An 18399-nucleotide genomic window follows, 5' to 3' on the forward strand; every position below is an offset into this window, starting at 1 on the left:
TTTGAGTTGCCACGGATAATCTAGACACTTTCGAGTCGTCGGTAATATCGGTTTTCATATTCTGTCGGTGGCATCTTATCGCTCGAACCATGCCGACGCTTACTGTTATAAAACATTTCGATGTAATCAAAAATATCGCTGCGGGCTTCTTCCCGCGTTCCGTAGATCTTTTTCTTTATCCGTTCACGTTTTAGTAGCTGAAAAAAGCTTTCTGCGACCGCATTATCGTGGCAGTTACCACGACGACTCATACTGCCTTCCAGGCCGTGTGATTTCAAAAACGACTGCCATTCATAGCTTGTATATTGACTGCCCTGGTCAGAGTGAACCAGCACCGCCTTTTGCGGATTACGCCGCCACAAGGCCATCAAAAGCGCATTCAGGACGATCTCTTTGGTCATCCGGGGCTGCATTGACCAGCCGATAACTTTCCGGGAGAACAGATCAACAACCACGGCCAGATACAGCCAGCCTTCGTGGGTTCGGATGTAGGTTATGTCCGTTACCCAACGTTCATCGGGAGCATCCGGATTAAACTGCCGCTGGAGTCGGTCAGGCGCCACGATACTGTCTTCACCTTTGCGTGCCCGCGGGCTCCGGTATCCGACCTGAGCCTTTATGCCGGCCCGCTTCATCAGCCGCCAGACACGGTTCACCCCACACTGCTGCCCGGTGTCACGCAGATCGAGGTGGATCTTGCGATAACCATAGACGCAGCCTGACTCAAGCCAGAACTGTTTGATCTGCCCGGTCAGCATCTGGTTCGCCTGCTCTCGCTGTGAATGCGGCTGCTGAAGCCAGGCGTAAAAGCCACTGGGATGAACATCCAGCACCCGACAGAGCAGGCGAACAGGCCAGCAACGGGTGTTGTCACGGATAAAGGCGTACCTCAGTCGGACAGCTTTGCGAAGTACGCCGCGGCTTTTTTTAATATGTCCCGTTCGTCGGTAACCCGCTTCAGCTCCTTCTGGAGACGGAAGATCTCAGCCTGAGCATCTGACTGTTCTTTATTAGTGGAAGAATCCGGACCGTACTTTTTTATCCAGGCGTAAAGGCTGTGGGTGGTGATATCAAGACGTGTTGCAACGCTGGAAACAGAATAACCACGATCAACAACCTGTTTGACCGCTTCAATTTTAAACTCTTCGGGATAACGCTTACCGCTCATGGGCACCTCTCTTTAAGTCATCTTAAATGACTCTGAGGTGTCTGTTAAACCTGTGGCGATTCATTTGAATGTTGTTAAATTTTTCAATTTATTGACACATGAAGTAACTCAATGGTAAAAAAGCAGAGCAGACGCTGTGATGTTTATTAATGGAGTGGCAACAACCCTCCGATTTACAAGTGAAATAAAAGGTATAGGGCTATTTCGAATAACTATTTAGAATTTTAATGACTGTAAGGGATAAAATATTTTTAGGTTTATATTAGCTTGCAATATTGAGACAAAGTAAGTAAATTCAAGCCTTTTTACTTGGGAGAGTTTTTTAGTGCAAGTAGATACTGATTTTATAAGCTTAGACACATTGGTGGCGACTCAGCAAGCAGCAAAGTGGGCTGGTGTTGCCGCTATTGCTGCATGTATATCGTGTTTTGCAACGATTGTTGGTATAGGTGTAGCGTGGAGATCATTACATCAATGGAAGCCACAATATAAGGAAAATTCAAGACTTCAATTGATTGATACATTGGTGGCTTATCAACAATGTTTGATAAGCCTACCAAAAGATCTTTCTAAAGATCCGGAGTGTAAGCATAGGAAAGAATTTTTGAAAGCAAGTATTGAAGTAGATATGAGAGGTGTAATTTATTTGAAGCAACATAATAATTCAGAATTAAAAGAAGAGTTAGAAAACCTTCGAATTAAAGGTGCCCAATTTGTTGCAGGTAAGGTAAGTAAACCTGAGTTGGCATTGATCTCATCTATAATAATGCTCATTGAATTATAATTTTTTATTTGCAGTCGATTTTTTTCTATTGAGTGACTTACCGAGAAAAATTACCCTGAATTGAAGTTAGGGTATTCCCGCAAAAGCCAGCCCCGCCGAAACGGGGCTGGCTCAAAAAAAATCAAACTGCGGCGTGGCCCGAGGATCGTACTCTTCAACCGCAATTCCCAGCTCACGTCGGAACCATCGTGCAACCAGTTGCCGGTGGCAGAACTCCCCAGGCTTTTCCCAGCACAGCAGCACCGGCTCCACATTCCCCATCAACAGGTGCAGCTCATTCCACGTCTGCTCAGGATTTAACTTCGCCAGTATGTCGCGCTCGTACAGTTCGATATTAGGAGGAGATCACTCCACATAAACGTAATTAATTTTATACTAAATCTCTGTGGTATGGCACAGACGTTTAGAAGACAGGTCAATTGCGAGCTGCTGGCTGGGATTTCGTCGCGCCACTCAAAAATGCGCAGAGTTTTTCACACGCCGTCAATGGCTCAATGGGCGTTTTTCCGAGGGCGGTCTCAGTCATGACGATGGCAGGACCAATAAGCATGGACCATACTTCGCTCGCGTCTTGCTCAAGCGATGTGAAGGCAAGGAACAGTGTTTTATCTGAAGGAAAGCGGTGCTGAGTATTAAAAAGTTTCAGCCAGGCGCGGGACTGCCGGTCGGCCTGTGCTGATCGCGTGCCGAAGCGGAGTACTCTTTTTAGTATGGCGATACCCACAATGCCTGGCCCCAGAATAAAGGGACTCCCGACGTTTATGGTGACGCCGACCCCGAGAAAAACGAGGGCGAATGACAGCAGGTTATCTACTCTTCTGGTAAGAGTACTGTACAGCTTTTCCAGAGAGTACCGGTAAAGAATTTGATAACTGATTTCATCCTTGCTCATACATCTCCAGATGGTTTTTCGATTACGCTCCGGTATGTTCCCGGAATCCTGACAGATTCTGCAATTATGCCACACTTCCTGGAGGGTATTAATTAGATAGAATATAAATAGCAGGCAAATATTTTGAGCTTTTAGTCGATATCGCTTTGAATATCATTTCTCCTGCATCAGGAGATGCTATTGTCGAGCATCGTGTCAAACGTTGCTGCGTCGGTCGGACTGCACAGGGTAACTCTCGCAGTCAGACTCTCATTATGGTCTCTAAATGGATAACCCGCAGTCGCAACACGCCGGATGTCACGACTGACGCTATTATTACCCTGGCTTGTTAAAGCGGCATGACCACATTTTCTATATATAATAATTGGTTGTCTTTCGACCAGTATTGTCGAGTTTTTTGGTTTAATTCCACAATCCATTTAAAAACGCCTGCTGTTGCCAGATCGGTACAGTATTTTTCATAGGAATGCTCCCCAGAAAAGTGTTTGGCTGAAGTCAATTTTATTAATTGCGTATTCGGTGTTGAATTGACTTTAATCAGCTTTCTATTGCTTTTAATAGAAATGAAGTGGCCTGCATGAGTGATAATTTTCACATTACCGGTAGCAACAAAATAGATGTAATAAGCGATATTATTATATTCCAGATCGATTAGAAATGCGTTGAAATTTGCATCCTTTCTGACGCGCTCGAAAAAGTGGTTAAGCATAAGCTGTAATTCCATTTGTTAACCTATTGTAAGTTATAATGTTATATGTTGTGTTAGAGTATTGTTGCTTAAAAGCAGCCATACAAAGATGTTACCTAAAAGCAATAATAATCGCCTGGTATCATATAGTTTACGTTATGATTGGAATAGTGTTGCAATTGTTACTGATTATTTCTCGTAGCGCGTTTTTTTGACCACTAATAGATGAGTCAATCCATTTCATTTGTAGTTTTTCTGAACGCCATGAAAAGTCATAATATATAAAAATCAGTTAATTAATTGATATTTAGATAAGGATTACAGTGGTGGAGAGGTTTGGCGTGGCGACTTTATAGGTTTTGAAAAAGCAGCTAACTCGCTGGCAGGATAACTGACAGTCAGCGTTTGAATGGGGGCAAAATCGTAACAACATCAGCATAAATAATAATATTCATGAATGTTTTGTGTGACGCAGCAGTTGAATTGAAGTGATGTTTTGCCTGTTCAGGATTGTCCCGATAAAAATGTTCCTCGATAAAAGTCGATCACCTTGTGCCGAAAAAAAACAGGCTAAGTGACAGAAGAACAAAATTCATCAGGAAAATAAAATTTATGCAGATCAATGAGTAAAAATGGTTGTGGAGAAGGTGGCTATTTTTTGAAAGCAAGAAATATAAATAAAGTGTAGCTATGCATAGTTATCTAAAAGGAGAACTACCGTGACTAATATAACACTATCCACCCAGCACTACAGAATCCATAGAAGTGACGTTGAACCAGTAAAAGAAAAAACAACGGAGAAGGACATTTTTGCAAAAAGTATTACTGCCGTTAGAAATAGCTTTATCAGCCTGTCGACGAGTCTGTCAGATCGCTTGAGCCTGCATCTGCAAACAGACATACCGACTAGCCATTTTCATCGTGGGAGCGCCTCTGAGGGTAGGGCAGTATTAACCAGTAAAACTGTTAAAGATTTTATGCTGCAAAAGCTCAATAGCCTGGATATCAAAGGTAATGCGAGTAAAGATCCGGCCTATGCTCGTCAGACATGCGAAGCCATGTTATCAGCCGTGTACAGTAATAATAAAGATCACTGTTGTAAATTACTCATCAGTAAAGGGGTCAGTATTACCCCCTTTCTGAAAGAGATAGGAGAGGCTGCGCAGAATGCGGGGCTACCTGGGGAGATAAAAAACGGCGTATTTACTCCAGGTGGGGCAGGGGCGAATCCTTTTGTCGTCCCCCTCATTGCTGCAGCAAGCATTAAATATCCGCATATGTTTATAAATCATAATCAGCAGGTGTCTTTTAAAGCGTATGCTGAGAAAATCGTTATGAAAGAGGTTACGCCGCTGTTTAATAAGGGGACGATGCCAACGCCACAACAATTTCAGTTAACTATAGAAAATATTGCGAATAAGCATCTTCAGAATGCCTCCTGAAGATAGCAAACACAATACTGCTATTAACCATATGAATTAATAGCAGATTTTCTGAAAGTATATATTCATTTTTATGGCGACGCTTTTAACAAAACGTCGTCATCTTTATTTTAATATAAAAATCAAATGGATACCCTTAAAACTTAAAATAATTGTTATTACTCTAAATACCGGCATAACCAGACAGCTTTTTTTGTAACGCTGCGTGTTGTTAAGTCTATGATACCCGCGCACGGATGATGTCTCGATAAGGATTAATGGTCTGTTAACTGTCAGGAGAGGTTATGCCGCCTTTAAAAAAAATTATGCTGCTCCTGTTTGTGGGGGCGATGGTCGCCACGGTAACGACACCTGCATTGGCGCTGGTTTGCCTTGCAACTCACTCAGCTCAAGAGTGTGCTGAAGCCTGTGGTGTCGATATGTGGTTTATGTTTTTGGCATGCTTTTAAGGAGGGAGAATATTGAACGTGAACAGGCGATAGTGAGTAGCTCGCTGCGCCAGGGGATAACACTCCCCTGGCGCAGCCAGTTATATTTTATTGCGATAATAACAAAGTATTTACTCGCTACTGATGAAATTCGCTATTTACAACAGAGCACATTTACTAAGCAAGAAAATCTGCACACGCTATCCTTTTATATCTGTCCTGGATAATGAACGACAGGAAAAATATGATGCGGCCTGAAGAGATTTATCAGCGAATAGAGGCAAAGAATTGGCGGCATGTCTGGGTGGTCGGTGATATCCACGGCTGTTTTTCAATGTTAATGAAAAAGTTACGTGAGTGTCGATTTGATCCGCAACAAGACTTGTTAGTTTCTGTGGGCGATCTCATTGATAGAGGCCCGGACAGCCTGGGTTGCCTGGCTTTACTGCGTGAGTCCTGGATGACGGCGGTTCGCGGCAATCATGAACAAATGGCGCTGGATGCGCGGGCCTCATCGCAGTCGACGCTGTGGTTGATGAATGGTGGCGACTGGTTTACCCGCCTGACGGCTGAACACGCTGCGCAAGCTGAAGCGCTTTTTATTCTTTGTCAGCGGCTGCCCTGGATACTGGAAGTTCGCTGCCGCCATAGCACGCATGTGATCGCTCATGCTGATTACCCCGCGTCAACCTATCAATGGCAAAAAAAGGTCGATTTACATCAGGTTCTCTGGAGCCGCGAACGGCTCATAAATAAGCGCGGCGGGATTAGCGGTGCCGATCATTTTTGGTTTGGCCATACGCCGTTGCGTCGGCGCATGGATTTTGCCAACGTACACTATATTGATACGGGCGCGGTATTTGGCGGGCAATTGACGTTAGCGCGGATACAATAGCGGTATCAGCGACCAGGGTTAAAAATCGCTATATTGCTGCGCAGGTCGCCAGAAGCCGTCGATAAAATCCTCTACCGGAAAACAGCCGCCATGGCGAATCCGTTGATCGTCCATCGAATAAAGACATTGCTGCTCGGTATCGTAGATGTCCACGACAATATCCTCGCATCCTCCATCCAGGTAACATACAAAAAGTACCAGCGCGAACATTACATCCTCAATGTTAACTACTTTACACGATAGTGTAGGAGAGGTTAGCGCAGGGGGGAAATGAGAAAAGGAAGAATAAATAACCCGCCTGGCGACGGGTTCTTTTTGAGTCAGGCAAGACGCATGACCCAGGCATCAGATTTAGGATCGTAATGATTACGGAACAAAACGGAATGTTCCCCGTTGAGAATGGCGGGAACGCTGGTTTCGGCATCCCAGGCGTCCAGTTGCATACATAAATCCGGATCGGATTTACAGGGGATTGTTAACGTTCGCTCCCCCGGCGATTCGCCATGTAATTCGGCATCGTCGATTTCAAAAGCGCCAATGCGCACACTGGTTTTCATCATCGTGCTCTCCGTTAATACGCTAATTGTGGTACGACCAGTTTAGCCGTCCATTTTTCAGCGTAGTCAACGTACGCAAAAGCGCCAGTCAAAAAGTGCGGTTTTTTTGTGCGCCTTTTAACTATTACCAGTAAAGAGTTTGCCATCACGTACCAGTTCACGCGGGTAACTGTTCTTTATTCTGGCGCCGATACGTTTTGCCAGACCAAGTGGCTGATGCTGGAACGTCACCAGGACATCATCAGCGGCAGGGGGGGTTTGCGGATAAATATCCCGACCGCGATACCACTCCTCCGCCTCTTGCACAGAAAGTTCGAACGCGTGAGCATGAGTCGGGCTGGCAAGGGCTATCGTCGCCTCATGTTGCCAGCGATAGCCTTTATTATGACTTTCGGCCAGCTTAATGCCGAGCCGGGAAAAACGGACTTTTCCGATCAGTGATTCAATTTCTGCCGGGAACAGCCAGACCTCTTTTTCACGCTGCCAAAGATGGAGATTTTCATCCCATAGCAGTCCGACGGCGTTGGCCGCCTGGGTAACGTGTAATGCTTCGCGGCCTTTGAGGGGGGTAAAAGGAAACGTCCCCACTTTATACCCCGGCGCGGGCATGGCTGGAAGGGATGACATTTTACGCAGACGTGCGACGAAGAATCCTTCGCAGTCGTAAATTTGTGGGAAGACGTGCAGGAAGCCTTCCGGGGTGAGGGCGCGGTCAGCGTCAGGAAACAGATCACCCAGCGGCAAAAATTCAACGGCGTCGGCGTAGGTCTCTTTCAGCCAGAGGCAGACCGCTTCGTTTTCCTGGCGATTTAACGTGCAGGTGGAGTAGACCAGCGTGCCGCCGGGTCGTAAAGCATGAAAAGCGCTGTCGAGCAGTTCCCGCTGTGTCGCCGCGATATCCAGATTGCTTTCTGGCGACCAGTTTTTTAGCGCATCAGGATCTTTACGTACTACGCCTTCGCCAGAGCAGGGCGCATCCAGCAGGATAGCGTCAAACATCTCCGGTAACGCAGCGCCAAATACGCGGCCATCGAAATGCGTCAGTGCGGTATTGGCGATTCCACATCGGCTGATATTAGCGTGCAGAACTTTGACGCGGCTGGCCGAAAATTCGTTGGCCAGAATGGCGCCGTGGTTCCCCATGCGGGCAGCGATCTGCGTGGTTTTGGAGCCAGGCGCCGCTGCCATATCCATGACCCGCTGCGGATGATTATCATCGGCGAACAGGGCCGCGACCGGCAGCATCGAACTGGCCTCCTGAATGTAAAACAGGCCGCTTAAATGCTCAGCGGTACTGCCAAGCGGCAATGCCTCTTCATCATCGCGCTCGATCCAGAATCCTTCATGACACCACGGAATTGGCGTGAGCGACCAGCCGTAGGGCGCGATTAGGGCAAGGAAATCAGCCACGGAGATTTTAAGCGTATTGATGCGTATACTGCGGCGCAACGGGCGTTGGCAGGCCGAAATAAATTCATCAAAAGAGAGCGTGGAAGGCATTGCTTCACGCATTTGCGTCAGAAAAGCGTCAGGAAAATAGACAGCGTGTTGAGCCACAGGTGTATCGCCGGCAAAAAAACAGGCGCGCAGTGTAGCATAAAACGCTCCGGCGCGAGTACGCCGGAGCCTGGTGTTTAACGTGGCAGAGCGGTGCCCCATTCACGCCACTCTTTCGGTTCGCTCTCTTGTAACAGGAAATGCTTACCGGCTTGCGCTTTTGGCGCCAGCGGCGTACCAGGTGGAGTAGCGAAGGCGATACCGCCACGGATGAATTGATTAAATGTCCCCGTTTTCACCACGCCGCCTGTCAGACCAAAGTCGAGACTATAGCCGGAGGCAAGCCAGAATACGGAGTTATTACGCACCAGATATTGGTAACGCTTACTGATACGCAAGGTGATCATCACGCGATCGGAGAGCGACCCCAGGGACATTCCGGTGACCGTTCCCACTTCGATACCGCGGAACAGGACGGGGGTGCCAATATTAAGCGAGCCAGCTTCTGGCGCCTCCACGACGATGCTTAACCCATCCAGATAGCGTGAGTCGGTAATCGTGGCTTCCTGCAGTTCAAAGTCGCGCCGCGCCGCGCCGCGTCCTGGCTCAACGTTAATATAGGGCTGGAGAATCGTATCCAGATGCTCGACGCCCGCCGCGGAAATTTGTGGCGTAATAACGGAAAAACGTGTCCCGGCGCGGGCAAATGTCTGTACGTACTCCGGATAAAGTACGGCTTTTGCCTGCACTTCATTACGTGCGGTGATCAATTCCAGCGTCTGGATCTGGCCGATATCAATACCGAGGTAACGAATTGGCATCCCTTCCGCCAATTTTCCGGCGTCGAACGCGTGCAGCGTAATTTGTCCGCCTACCGCGCGAGCGGAGGTTTCTGAAGCATAAAGAATGCGTTTATCGCCTTTGCGCCGACTGGCGCTGGCGCCGCTCAGGTTATCAAAACTAATGGCCCCTTTCAGCGCGCGGGAGAGTGGCGAGGCCTGTACCGTTAGGCCGCTGCCGTTAAGTTGCACCTTCGCGCCGCCTTCCGCCCAGAACACACTATTGCTGGTTAACAGGTGGCGATACTCCGGCTTAATATGCAGGTCGATGTCAAAGGTATTGGCGCGTGGGCGAACGGTGATGACTTCGCCTACTTCAAATTTTCGATACAGTACGACGGAACCTGCCTGGACATCCGGCAACGTTTCGGCCGTCAGCGTTAAGGTGGTAGTCGGTAAGTCACTGAGGCTATTTTCCAGCGCTTTTTCCAGGTTAGCATAGAGCGGGTAGGTGGATTTCATCTTCCCGCTCGTACCGGGTAAAATACGAATTCCGCCGTCAATCCACTCGCTGGCGCTGGCGCCAAGGAACTCTACGCCGTCAAGGCCGACTTTGACATCCACCCGGCTGTTGACCACGAATTTACTGTCGCCCTGTACCAAATCCCGGTGCTGCGGTTCAATCGCGACGGTGAATGACACGCCTTTACTGGATAAGTTGCGCTCAATGACCTGGCCAATTTTTACACCATGTAAAATTAACGGCTGGCCCGGTTCGATGCCGTAACTTTCCGGGGCCGTCAGCGTCAGGGTTAAGGCATTCGCCTCATGCAGCAGGGCTTTTTCACCCGGCACCACCACAAATTCACTGCGCGGTTCGCCGTCGCCCGGCACCAGCTCGAAGGTTTTTCCGGTTAACAACGAACTGATATTCGCGTCACTTAGCGACAGTTTGGGATTGCGTAACTCAATACGCGTATTTTCCCGCATCAGCGGAACAACGCTGGGATCGACGGTCATCTCTCCGGTGACTTTACCGCCAGGGTTGAGCGTCAGTTTAGAAAGCTCACCCACCTCCAGTCCCTGGTACATGAGCGGCGTAGATTCCGCCTTCAGACCGTCTCCGCTGGGCAGCTCAAGTTTAACGATTACCCCTCGTTGGCTGTGGGCTAAATCTTTATATAAGCCGAACGTGTCATCCTGGGCGGCGGGTTTGGAATTGTCCGGCGAATCAAACGCAATCGCACCATTGACCAGGGCCGCGAGGCTCTCCAGTTTCACCTTCGCGCCGCTCAGGCTTAGATCGGCGTCAATGCCGGAGACATTCCAGAAACGGCTGCCTTTTTTCACCAGATCGGTAAACCGTCGCTCAATCAGAACGTCAATCGTCACGCCCTGTTTGTTAGGGTTAATCGAATAGTCATACACCCGTCCGACAGGGATTTTACGGAAATAGACCAGTGAACCGCTATTAAGCGAACCGAGATCCGGCGCATTGAGATGAATCATCAGATCGCCGTTGCTAAGCCGGTATTTAGGCTGTGTATCCAGGGCGACGAAATGATCTCTGGGCTTGCCTTTACCTGGCATCATACCGATGTAATTCCCGCCGACCAACGCATCCAGGCCGGAAACGCCCGCCAGCGAGGCTTTGGGCGTCACCAGCCAGAATTGCGTCTCTTCGCGCAACGCATCTTCCATATCTGATTTGATACTGACGCGAACTTCAATTTTGCGCAGATCTTTGCTCAGGCTGACATCTTCCACGGTGCCGACTTCTACTCCCTGATAACGAACGGGAGTCCGGCCTGGTACGATACCATCCGCCGACATAAAATCGATAGTCACGCTATTGCCGCGATCCTGGTAGCTATCCCATACCAGCCACCCCGCGATCATTAGCGCGATAAGCGGTAGCAGCCAGAAAGGTGAAATACGGCGTTTGGTTTTAATTTGCGCTTCAGTCTTCGAAGCGGGCGTTTCCTGACTCATGTGCATCCCAAAGTAAGCGGCTATCCAGCCATTCCACTGCAAGAATAGTCAAAATTACCGCTGCGCCGAAATAAAACGCAGCCGGTCCCATAGTAAAAGCCAGAATCTGATCGCGATTAATCAGAGACATGGTTAACGAGATAACGAAAAGATCCAGCATCGACCAACGGCCTATCCATGTCACCAGACGCAGCAACAGAATTCGCGTCCGCAGTCCCTGTTGGCATTTAAAATGGATACTCAACAGTAGCGTAAACATCACGATGACTTTGGTAAACGGCACCAAAATACTGGCGATAAAAACGACGGCGGCGACGGCGATATTGCTGCTGGCAAGCGACATAATGCCCGACAGGATAGTATCTTCCTGACGCCCGCCATTAATGTAGATTACCGAGATAGGCAGCAGGTTTGCCGGCAGCAAAAAGACAATAGACGCCAGCAAGGCCGCCCAACACTTCTGTATGCTCTGTTTTCTGCGTAACCGTAGCGGAATATGACAACGCGGGCAGCGTCCTTTCGCATCCGGATAGCCGCTAAAGTGGCAGCCAAGACAGACGCGCAATCTTTCGTCCGCACGTTGAGCAGGGCGCTGCGGATAAAATCGTTCCCATAGTTGCTCCACATTCAGATGAATCATAGTCAGAATGCTAAGAACCACCAACGAGACGAACGCTAAAAGCCCGATGCCCGGCTGCAGAAAGGCATAGTCCTGCACTTTGATAGAGGCAACGCCAATACCGACCAGATAGATGTCCAGCATCACCCACTCTTTCAGTTTTTCCAGCATCAGCAGGACTGGACGCAGATTCATGCCGAGGAGGCTGCCAAACCACAGGTAAGCAATTGAAAAAACCAGAATAAGCGGCGCGCCCACCACGCAAAAGAGCACCATTGCGGCGGTTAACGGATCGCCCTGCTGCGTCATTTGCCAGATGCCGTGCATCACATTGGCATCAATGCGTACGCCCAACAGGTAGATATGGAGTAACGGTTCGCTCCAGGCAAACGGCATCAATAGCAGCATGGTTACCGCCATCGCGGTCAGCCGCGTCAGCGACCAGTCGCGCCCATCGCGAATTTTGGCCTGGCAACGAGGACAATAAGCGCTTTGATGAGCGCTCATCTCCGGCAAGCTGAACAGCATGTCGCATTCAGGGCAGCGCTGGTAGTGGCTGCGCGGCAGCGCTTCGCTAATTGACCTGATCGTTAGCTTTTTTGTTGGCGTGACGTGTGAGGTGTTCAGAGCCATGTATCGTGAATCAAAGTGTTAGAATAATGTAATCTTAACTCATGACAGGAATAATCTTGAGCAAGAACGCATTTAATGCTTATTTTAATAGCCTGTGTTTAGGAGTAAGACCACGAAGTGATTATATAATGAGCAAAACAGAACTATACGCGGCGTTAAACCGCGATTTTCAGTCGTTAATGGCAGGTGAAACCAGTTTTCTGGCCACGCTGGCGAATACCAGCGCGCTACTGTTCGAACGTCTTACCGAGGTGAACTGGGCAGGGTTTTATCTCCTCGAAGGCGATACGCTGGTGTTGGGGCCGTTTCAGGGGCGAATCGCCTGTGTGCGGATTCCGGTTGGTCGCGGCGTGTGCGGCGCAGCGGTAGCGCAGAATAAGGTTCAACGTATTGATGATGTTCATGCGTTTGACGGCCATATTGCCTGTGATGCCGCCAGCAACGCCGAAATTGTGCTGCCTGTCACGGTTGGCGAACGGATTATCGGCGTGCTGGATATAGATAGCACGGCGTTTGGCCGTTTTACCGAAGAAGATGAACACGGCCTGCGTACGCTGGTCGCACAGCTTGAAACCGTGCTTGCAACGACGGATTACAAAAAATTCTTTGCGAGCGTCGCAGGATAATCAACGGATAACGTAGCAATTACTGATGGCGTCATTATAATGACGCCTGTTCATGCCTGCTGCTTGTTGGCTACGTCCGTTGTAATCAGGAAATTTCATGGAAAATCAACCTAAGTTGAATAGCAGTAAAGAAGTTATCGCGTTTCTGGCCGAGCGTTTTCCTCACTGTTTTAGTGCGGAAGGCGAAGCTCGCCCGCTGAAAATTGGTATTTTTCAGGATCTGGTAGAGCGAGTTGGGGGCGAAATGAACCTCAGCAAAACGCAACTTCGTTCCGCTTTACGTCTTTATACTTCAAGCTGGCGTTACCTGTACGGCGTTAAGCCGGGCGCAACGCGCGTCGACCTTGATGGCAATCCGTGCGGCGAGCTGGAAGAACAGCATGTCGAACATGCGCGTAAGCAGCTTGAAGAAGCCAAAGCCCGTGTTCAGGCGCAGCGCGCAGAGCAGCAAGCGAAAAAACGCGAAGCTGCCGCGGCGGCTGGCGAAAAAGAAGACGCGCCGCGACGCGAGCGTAAACCTCGCCCGGTAGCGCGTCGTAAAGAAGGCGCTGAACGTAAACCTCGCGCTGATAAACCGACGACGAAAGCGCCGCGTGCGCCTCGCGAAGAGAAGCACACGCCGGTTTCTGATATTTCAGTATTGACCGTAGGGCAGTCCCTCAAGGTGAAAGCGGGTAATAATGCGATGGATGCCACCGTATTAGAAATCACCAAAGATGGTGTCCGTGTACAGCTGAATTCGGGTATGTCTTTGATTGTACGCGCAGAACACCTGGTGTTCTGAAACGGAGGCCAGGCCTGGCATGAACACTTTTTTTAGGCTTACCGCGTTAGCTGGCCTGCTTGCATTAGCAGGCCAGTCCTTCGCCGTGGAAGATATTACGCGTGCCGATCAAATTCCCGTACTAAAGGAAGAGACGCAACATGCGACGGTGAGCGAGCGCGTAACGTCGCGTTTTACCCGCTCCCACTATCGCCAGTTCGATCTGGATGAGGCATTTTCGGCAAAGATTTTTGATCGCTATCTGAATCTTCTCGACTATAGCCACAACGTTTTGTTGGCGAGCGATGTCGAGCAGTTTGCGAAAAAGAAAACCGTGTTGGGCGATGAGCTGCGCACGGGTAAGCTGGATGTTTTTTACGATCTTTATAACCTGGCACAAAAGCGCCGGTTTGAACGTTACCAGTACGCGCTAAAAGTGCTGGAACGGCCAATGGATTTCACCGGAAACGATACGTTTAACCTGGACCGCAGTAAAGCGCCCTGGCCGAAAGATGAGGCTGAGCTAAATGCGCTGTGGGATGGTAAAGTGAAATTCGATGAGCTCAGTCTGAAACTCACCGGCAAGAGCGACAAAGAAATTCGCGAAACGCTGACGCGTCGCTACAAATTCGCTATTCGTCGCCTGGCGCAGACCAACAGTGAAGATGTGTTCTCGCTGGCGATGACCGCTTTTGCGCGTGAAATCGACCCACATACGAATTATCTTTCTCCCCGCAATACCGAGCAGTTTAATACCGAAATGAGCCTGTCTCTGGAAGGTATCGGCGCGGTGCTGCAAATGGATGACGATTATACTGTCATTAACTCATTGGTTGCCGGCGGCCCGGCAGCGAAGAGCAAGTCGATTAGCGTCGGCGATCGTATCGTCGGCGTAGGGCAAGCCGGAAAGCCGATGGTCGACGTCATTGGCTGGCGTCTTGACGATGTGGTGGCGCTGATTAAAGGGCCAAAAGGCAGCAAGGTTCGACTGGAAATACTGCCGGCTGGCAAAGGGACGAAAACGCGTATTATCACGCTGACGCGTGAACGGATTCGTCTTGAAGATCGCGCGGTTAAAATGTCGGTGAAAACCGTCGGCAAGGAAAAAGTTGGCGTACTGGATATTCCAGGCTTCTATGTCGGCTTGACCGATGATGTCAAAGTTCAGCTTCAGAAGCTGGAAAAACAGAACGTTAACAGCATCGTTATCGATCTGCGTTCAAACGGCGGTGGGGCGCTGACGGAAGCCGTTTCGCTTTCCGGTCTGTTTATCCCTTCTGGTCCGATAGTTCAGGTGCGCGACAATAACGGCAAAGTGCGTGAGGATAGCGACACCGACGGCGTGGTCTACTACAAAGGCCCGCTGGTGGTGCTGGTCGATCGTTTCAGTGCCTCGGCATCGGAAATCTTTGCTGCCGCGATGCAGGATTATGGGCGCGCGCTGATTGTCGGTGAGCCGACCTTCGGTAAAGGGACGGTACAACAATATCGTTCGCTAAACCGAATTTACGATCAGATGCTTCGCCCGGAATGGCCTGCGCTGGGTTCGGTGCAGTACACCATTCAGAAGTTTTACCGTGTCAACGGCGGCAGTACGCAGCGTAAAGGGGTCACGCCGGATATCATCATGCCGACTGGCAATGAAGAGACGGAAACCGGAGAAAAATTTGAAGATAACGCCTTGCCGTGGGATAGCATTGATGCGGCGAAATACGTGAAATCGGACGATTTGGCCCCGTTTGGCCCGGAATTATTGAAAGAACACAACGCGCGTATCGCCAAAGATCCTGAGTTTCAGTACATCATGAAGGATATCGCACGTTTCAATGCCATGAAGGATAAGCGCAACATCGTCTCTCTGAATTATGCGCAGCGTGAGAAAGAGAACAATGAAGAAGACGCTCTGCGTCTGGCGCGTATTAACGATCGGTTTAAACGTGAGGGTAAACCGTTGCTGAAGAAACTGGACGATCTGCCAAAGGATTACCAGGAGCCGGACCCGTACCTTGATGAAACGGTGAAGATTGCTCTGGACCTGGCGCATCTTGAAAAAGAAAAACCAGCGGAGCAGGCGGCAGCCAATAAGTAACGCTAAACAGGCACAAAAAATTGTGCCTGTTTTTTTTTAACAAGCGCAGAAGTCGTCAGGATAATGCTACAAAATGTAAAGTTGTGTTTTTCTCGTGACTTACCGCCTGGTGATGCTTGAAAATAGCCATAAGACCCATACGATGTGGGTAATCGCATAGTGCGCTTTGTTAAATTGAGGTTAAAAGAAAATTATGATGCGAATCGCGCTCTTCCTGCTGACGAACCTGGCCGTGATGGTCGTTTTCGGGCTGGTTCTGAGCCTGACAGGGATACAGTCGAGCAGCGTGCAAGGCTTGCTGATCATGGCGCTGCTGTTTGGTTTTGGCGGTTCTTTTATTTCATTGCTGATGTCCAAATGGATGGCGTTAAAATCCGTAGGAGGGGAAGTTATTGAACAGCCTCGCAATGAAAGAGAACGCTGGTTGATGAACACCGTAGCAACGCAAGCGCGCCAGGCCGGTATCGCCATGCCGCAGGTTGCTATCTACCATGCGCCGGACATTAACGCGTTTGCGACGGGCGCACGCCGTGACGCCTCACTGGTCGCTGTGAGCACCGGTTTGTTGCAAAACATGAGCCCTGACGAAGCGGAAGCCGTCATTGCGCATGAAATCAGCCATATTGCCAATGGCGATATGGTGACGATGACGTTGATTCAGGGGGTGGTTAACACCTTCGTTATCTTTATTTCGCGCATTATCGCGCAAATTGCCGCTGGTTTTCTGGGCGGCAACCGCGATGAAGGCGAAGGAAGTAACGGTAATCCGCTAATCTATTTCGCCGTTGCGACGGTGCTGGAACTGGTCTTCGGTATTCTGGCGAGCATCATCACCATGTGGTTCTCCCGTTACCGTGAGTTTCATGCCGATGCGGGATCGGCGAAGCTGGTTGGCCGTGAAAAAATGATTGCCGCGCTGCAGCGCCTGAAAACCAGCTACGAGCCGCAAGAAGCGACCAGCATGATGGCGTTTTGTATTAACGGTAAATCGAAATCGTTAAGCGAGCTGTTTATGACGCACCCACCGCTGGATAAACGCATTGAAGCGCTACGTAGCGGTGAGTACCTGAAATAATCAGCCCACTGGCAAGTATGAAAAGCGCGTCGAATGACGCGCTTTTTTTACGCCTGAACGCGTGGCTGCGTAATACGTAAACCGCTCACTACCGCCGCGAGAGTCGCCAGGATCGCCGCCGCGAGCAGAGAAAGATGCGTACCGCTATCGCCAAACTGGTTCAACATCAGCGCTACCAGCGCGGCGCCAGTACTTTGGCCTAACAGTCGCGCCGTGCCCAGCATCCCGCTGGCGCCACCGCTGCGCTCACGCGGCGCGGAAGTGATAATGGTGTGATTATTCGGCGACTGGAACAGGCCAAACCCTGCGCCGCAAAGGATCATCGGCCAGATAATATTCAGATCGGAGGGGGAGGCTGGCAACATGACCAGCGCAAACAACCCGGCTGCCATTATCACCATTCCCAGCGCCCCCAGCAAACCGGCATGAAGACGTTCTATCAGGTATCCCGCCAGCGGCGCCATCACCATCGTTGCCAGTGGCCAGGGCGTCAATAACAGGCCGGTTTCTACTTCGCTACGGCCCAGCACGGTTTGCAGATAAAAAGGTAGCGAGACCATGGCTAACATTTGCGCGCAGAACGAGCAAATTGACGTGCCGATCGAGAGTGAAAAAAGCGGAATGCGTAACAAGTCGATGGGTAACAAAGGGACGGGCAAAGAAAGCTGGCGGCGCACGAAGAAAAACCCGACCACGACCAGAACGAGCAGCTCTGCGCCAATCAACGTTAGCGACTGTCCCTGGGCAAATCCGCTCAATGCGGTAATCAGCAGGCCAAATGTGAGCGCATTCATTACCGCGCTCGGTAAGTCAAAGCGCGGCTTAGTGTCATGGGCGATGTTTGCTGGTAAAAAGCGTATGGCCAGAATTAACGCGATGATACCTAACGGGACATTAATCAGAAACAGCCATTTCCATGATGAGATGGACAAAATCGCCGCGGCGATCGTCGGACCCGCGGCGGAAGAGACTGCGACGATAAAAGAGTTAATTCCCATGCCTCGTCCCAGATGACGCTGGGGGTAGATAAGACGAATCAGCGCCGTGTTTACGCTCATTAGCGCCGCGCCGCCAAATCCCTGCGCGATGCGCGCCAGCGTCAGCATCTGCAGCGAGTCTGAAAGCGCGCAAAACAATGATGAAAGCAGAAATACCACTAAACCACATTTGTAGATCCGGCGATAACCAAACATGTCGCCTAAAAAAGACAGGGAAAGCAGTGAGACGACAATGGCGATTTGGTATGCATTGACAATCCAGATAGAGCTGGCAGGGGAGGCATGTAAATCAGTCGCAATGGTTGGCAGCGCGACATTAGCGATTGCGCCATCCAGAACCGCCATCGAAATACCGATAATAATCGTCAGGATAGCGCCGTATCTCTGCGGGAGGGGCAGGCCATCGGCCCGTGTTTTTTCCATAAGTATTTTGTAATAAGGGGAATTATGAGCTGAATAATAATGTTAGCATTA

General features: G+C 49.8%; 19 protein-coding genes. 9 read left to right on the forward strand and 10 right to left on the reverse strand.

From position 1 onward, the window contains the following. Positions 1-20 precede the first annotated feature (20 nt). A protein-coding gene (locus ABVN36_RS13290) for an IS3 family transposase (protein ID WP_112324583.1) occupies positions 21-1168 on the reverse strand; the annotation gives its coding sequence in 2 pieces (ribosomal slippage) (positions 21-931 and positions 931-1168; 1149 coding nt in all). A 325-nt stretch (positions 1169-1493) separates the two neighbouring features. On the opposite strand from ABVN36_RS13290, the gene ABVN36_RS13295 reads away from it, so the two are divergent. Then, complete coding sequence (locus tag ABVN36_RS13295; RefSeq protein ID WP_001195655.1) at positions 1494-1952, forward strand: hypothetical protein; 459 nt, start codon at positions 1494-1496, stop codon at positions 1950-1952. A gap of 111 nt (positions 1953-2063) precedes the next feature. Here ABVN36_RS13295 and ABVN36_RS13300 read toward each other — a convergent pair whose 3' ends face one another. From ABVN36_RS13300 to ABVN36_RS13310, 3 genes are all read right to left on the reverse strand, one after another. Continuing rightward, positions 2064-2216, reverse strand: a complete 153-nt coding sequence (locus tag ABVN36_RS13300) for a hypothetical protein (protein ID WP_157794946.1) — start codon at positions 2214-2216, stop codon at positions 2064-2066. Between the two features lie 151 nt (positions 2217-2367). Continuing rightward, complete coding sequence (locus ABVN36_RS13305; protein ID WP_023138823.1) at positions 2368-2844, reverse strand: hypothetical protein; 477 nt, start codon at positions 2842-2844, stop codon at positions 2368-2370. A gap of 328 nt (positions 2845-3172) precedes the next feature. After that, the gene (locus ABVN36_RS13310) at positions 3173-3568 is read right to left on the reverse strand and encodes a DUF1398 domain-containing protein (RefSeq protein WP_000422887.1); all 396 of its coding nucleotides are present in this window, start codon (positions 3566-3568) and stop codon (positions 3173-3175) included. 683 nt (positions 3569-4251) lie between these two features. On the opposite strand from ABVN36_RS13310, the gene sopE2 reads away from it, so the two are divergent. From sopE2 to pphA, 4 genes are all read left to right on the forward strand, one after another. Beyond that, a complete protein-coding gene (sopE2, locus tag ABVN36_RS13315; protein WP_000182076.1) occupies positions 4252-4974 on the forward strand; it encodes an SPI-1 type III secretion system guanine nucleotide exchange factor SopE2 in 723 nt (240 codons plus the stop codon). A gap of 284 nt (positions 4975-5258) precedes the next feature. Further along, positions 5259-5423 (forward strand): hypothetical protein, encoded by a 165-nt coding sequence (locus ABVN36_RS13320; protein ID WP_001134851.1) that lies wholly within the window; start codon positions 5259-5261, stop codon positions 5421-5423. After that, positions 5414-5629, forward strand: a complete 216-nt coding sequence (locus tag ABVN36_RS13325; RefSeq protein ID WP_024132346.1) for a hypothetical protein — start codon at positions 5414-5416, stop codon at positions 5627-5629. The genes ABVN36_RS13320 and ABVN36_RS13325 overlap by 10 nt, the downstream gene beginning before the upstream one ends. Before the next feature lie 17 nt (positions 5630-5646). Continuing rightward, positions 5647-6297 (forward strand): protein-serine/threonine phosphatase, encoded by a 651-nt coding sequence (gene pphA / locus ABVN36_RS13330; protein WP_000986168.1) that lies wholly within the window; start codon positions 5647-5649, stop codon positions 6295-6297. Positions 6298-6315: 18 nt separating this feature from the next. Here the strand turns inward: pphA and ABVN36_RS13335 are convergent, their stop codons facing one another. The 5 genes from ABVN36_RS13335 to yebS form a co-directional block, all read right to left on the reverse strand. Then, positions 6316-6507 carry a YebW family protein gene (locus ABVN36_RS13335; protein WP_000457838.1) on the reverse strand — a complete coding sequence of 64 codons (192 nt, stop codon included), beginning with the start codon at positions 6505-6507 and terminating at the stop codon, positions 6316-6318. 110 nt (positions 6508-6617) lie between these two features. Then, positions 6618-6854, reverse strand: a complete 237-nt coding sequence (locus ABVN36_RS13340; RefSeq protein WP_024131167.1) for a YebV family protein — start codon at positions 6852-6854, stop codon at positions 6618-6620. 117 nt (positions 6855-6971) lie between these two features. Further along, positions 6972-8411, reverse strand: a complete 1440-nt coding sequence (gene rsmF / locus ABVN36_RS13345) for a 16S rRNA (cytosine(1407)-C(5))-methyltransferase RsmF (protein WP_033903650.1) — start codon at positions 8409-8411, stop codon at positions 6972-6974. A 77-nt stretch (positions 8412-8488) separates the two neighbouring features. Continuing rightward, entirely contained in the window at positions 8489-11122 is a 2634-nt protein-coding gene (locus tag ABVN36_RS13350; RefSeq protein WP_001529852.1) for a PqiB family protein, read from the reverse strand. Then, a complete protein-coding gene (yebS, locus tag ABVN36_RS13355; RefSeq protein ID WP_001207294.1) occupies positions 11091-12374 on the reverse strand; it encodes a membrane integrity lipid transport subunit YebS in 1284 nt (427 codons plus the stop codon). The genes ABVN36_RS13350 and yebS overlap by 32 nt, the downstream gene beginning before the upstream one ends. Positions 12375-12502: 128 nt before the next feature. Between yebS and ABVN36_RS13360 the strand changes: the two genes are divergently transcribed. From ABVN36_RS13360 to htpX, 4 genes are all read left to right on the forward strand, one after another. Next, positions 12503-13000: a GAF domain-containing protein gene (locus ABVN36_RS13360; RefSeq protein WP_001518229.1), complete on the forward strand. Its 498-nt coding sequence runs from the start codon at positions 12503-12505 to the stop codon at positions 12998-13000. 97 nt (positions 13001-13097) lie between these two features. Beyond that, entirely contained in the window at positions 13098-13784 is a 687-nt protein-coding gene (proQ, locus tag ABVN36_RS13365; RefSeq protein WP_000431401.1) for an RNA chaperone ProQ, read from the forward strand. 19 nt (positions 13785-13803) lie between these two features. Then, a complete protein-coding gene (prc, locus tag ABVN36_RS13370) occupies positions 13804-15852 on the forward strand; it encodes a carboxy terminal-processing peptidase (RefSeq protein WP_001091237.1) in 2049 nt (682 codons plus the stop codon). Positions 15853-16045: 193 nt separating this feature from the next. Next, positions 16046-16927, forward strand: a complete 882-nt coding sequence (gene htpX, locus ABVN36_RS13375; protein ID WP_000984498.1) for a protease HtpX — start codon at positions 16046-16048, stop codon at positions 16925-16927. 47 nt (positions 16928-16974) lie between these two features. On the opposite strand, the gene ABVN36_RS13380 is transcribed toward htpX, so the two are convergent. Continuing rightward, positions 16975-18348, reverse strand: coding sequence for an MFS transporter (locus ABVN36_RS13380; protein WP_000416139.1), 1374 nt, complete (start codon positions 18346-18348; stop codon positions 16975-16977). Positions 18349-18399 lie beyond the last annotated feature (51 nt).

It is taken from the genome of Salmonella sp. SJTUF15581 (genome assembly GCF_043356775.1).
GTDB lineage: Bacteria > Pseudomonadota > Gammaproteobacteria > Enterobacterales > Enterobacteriaceae > Salmonella > Salmonella enterica.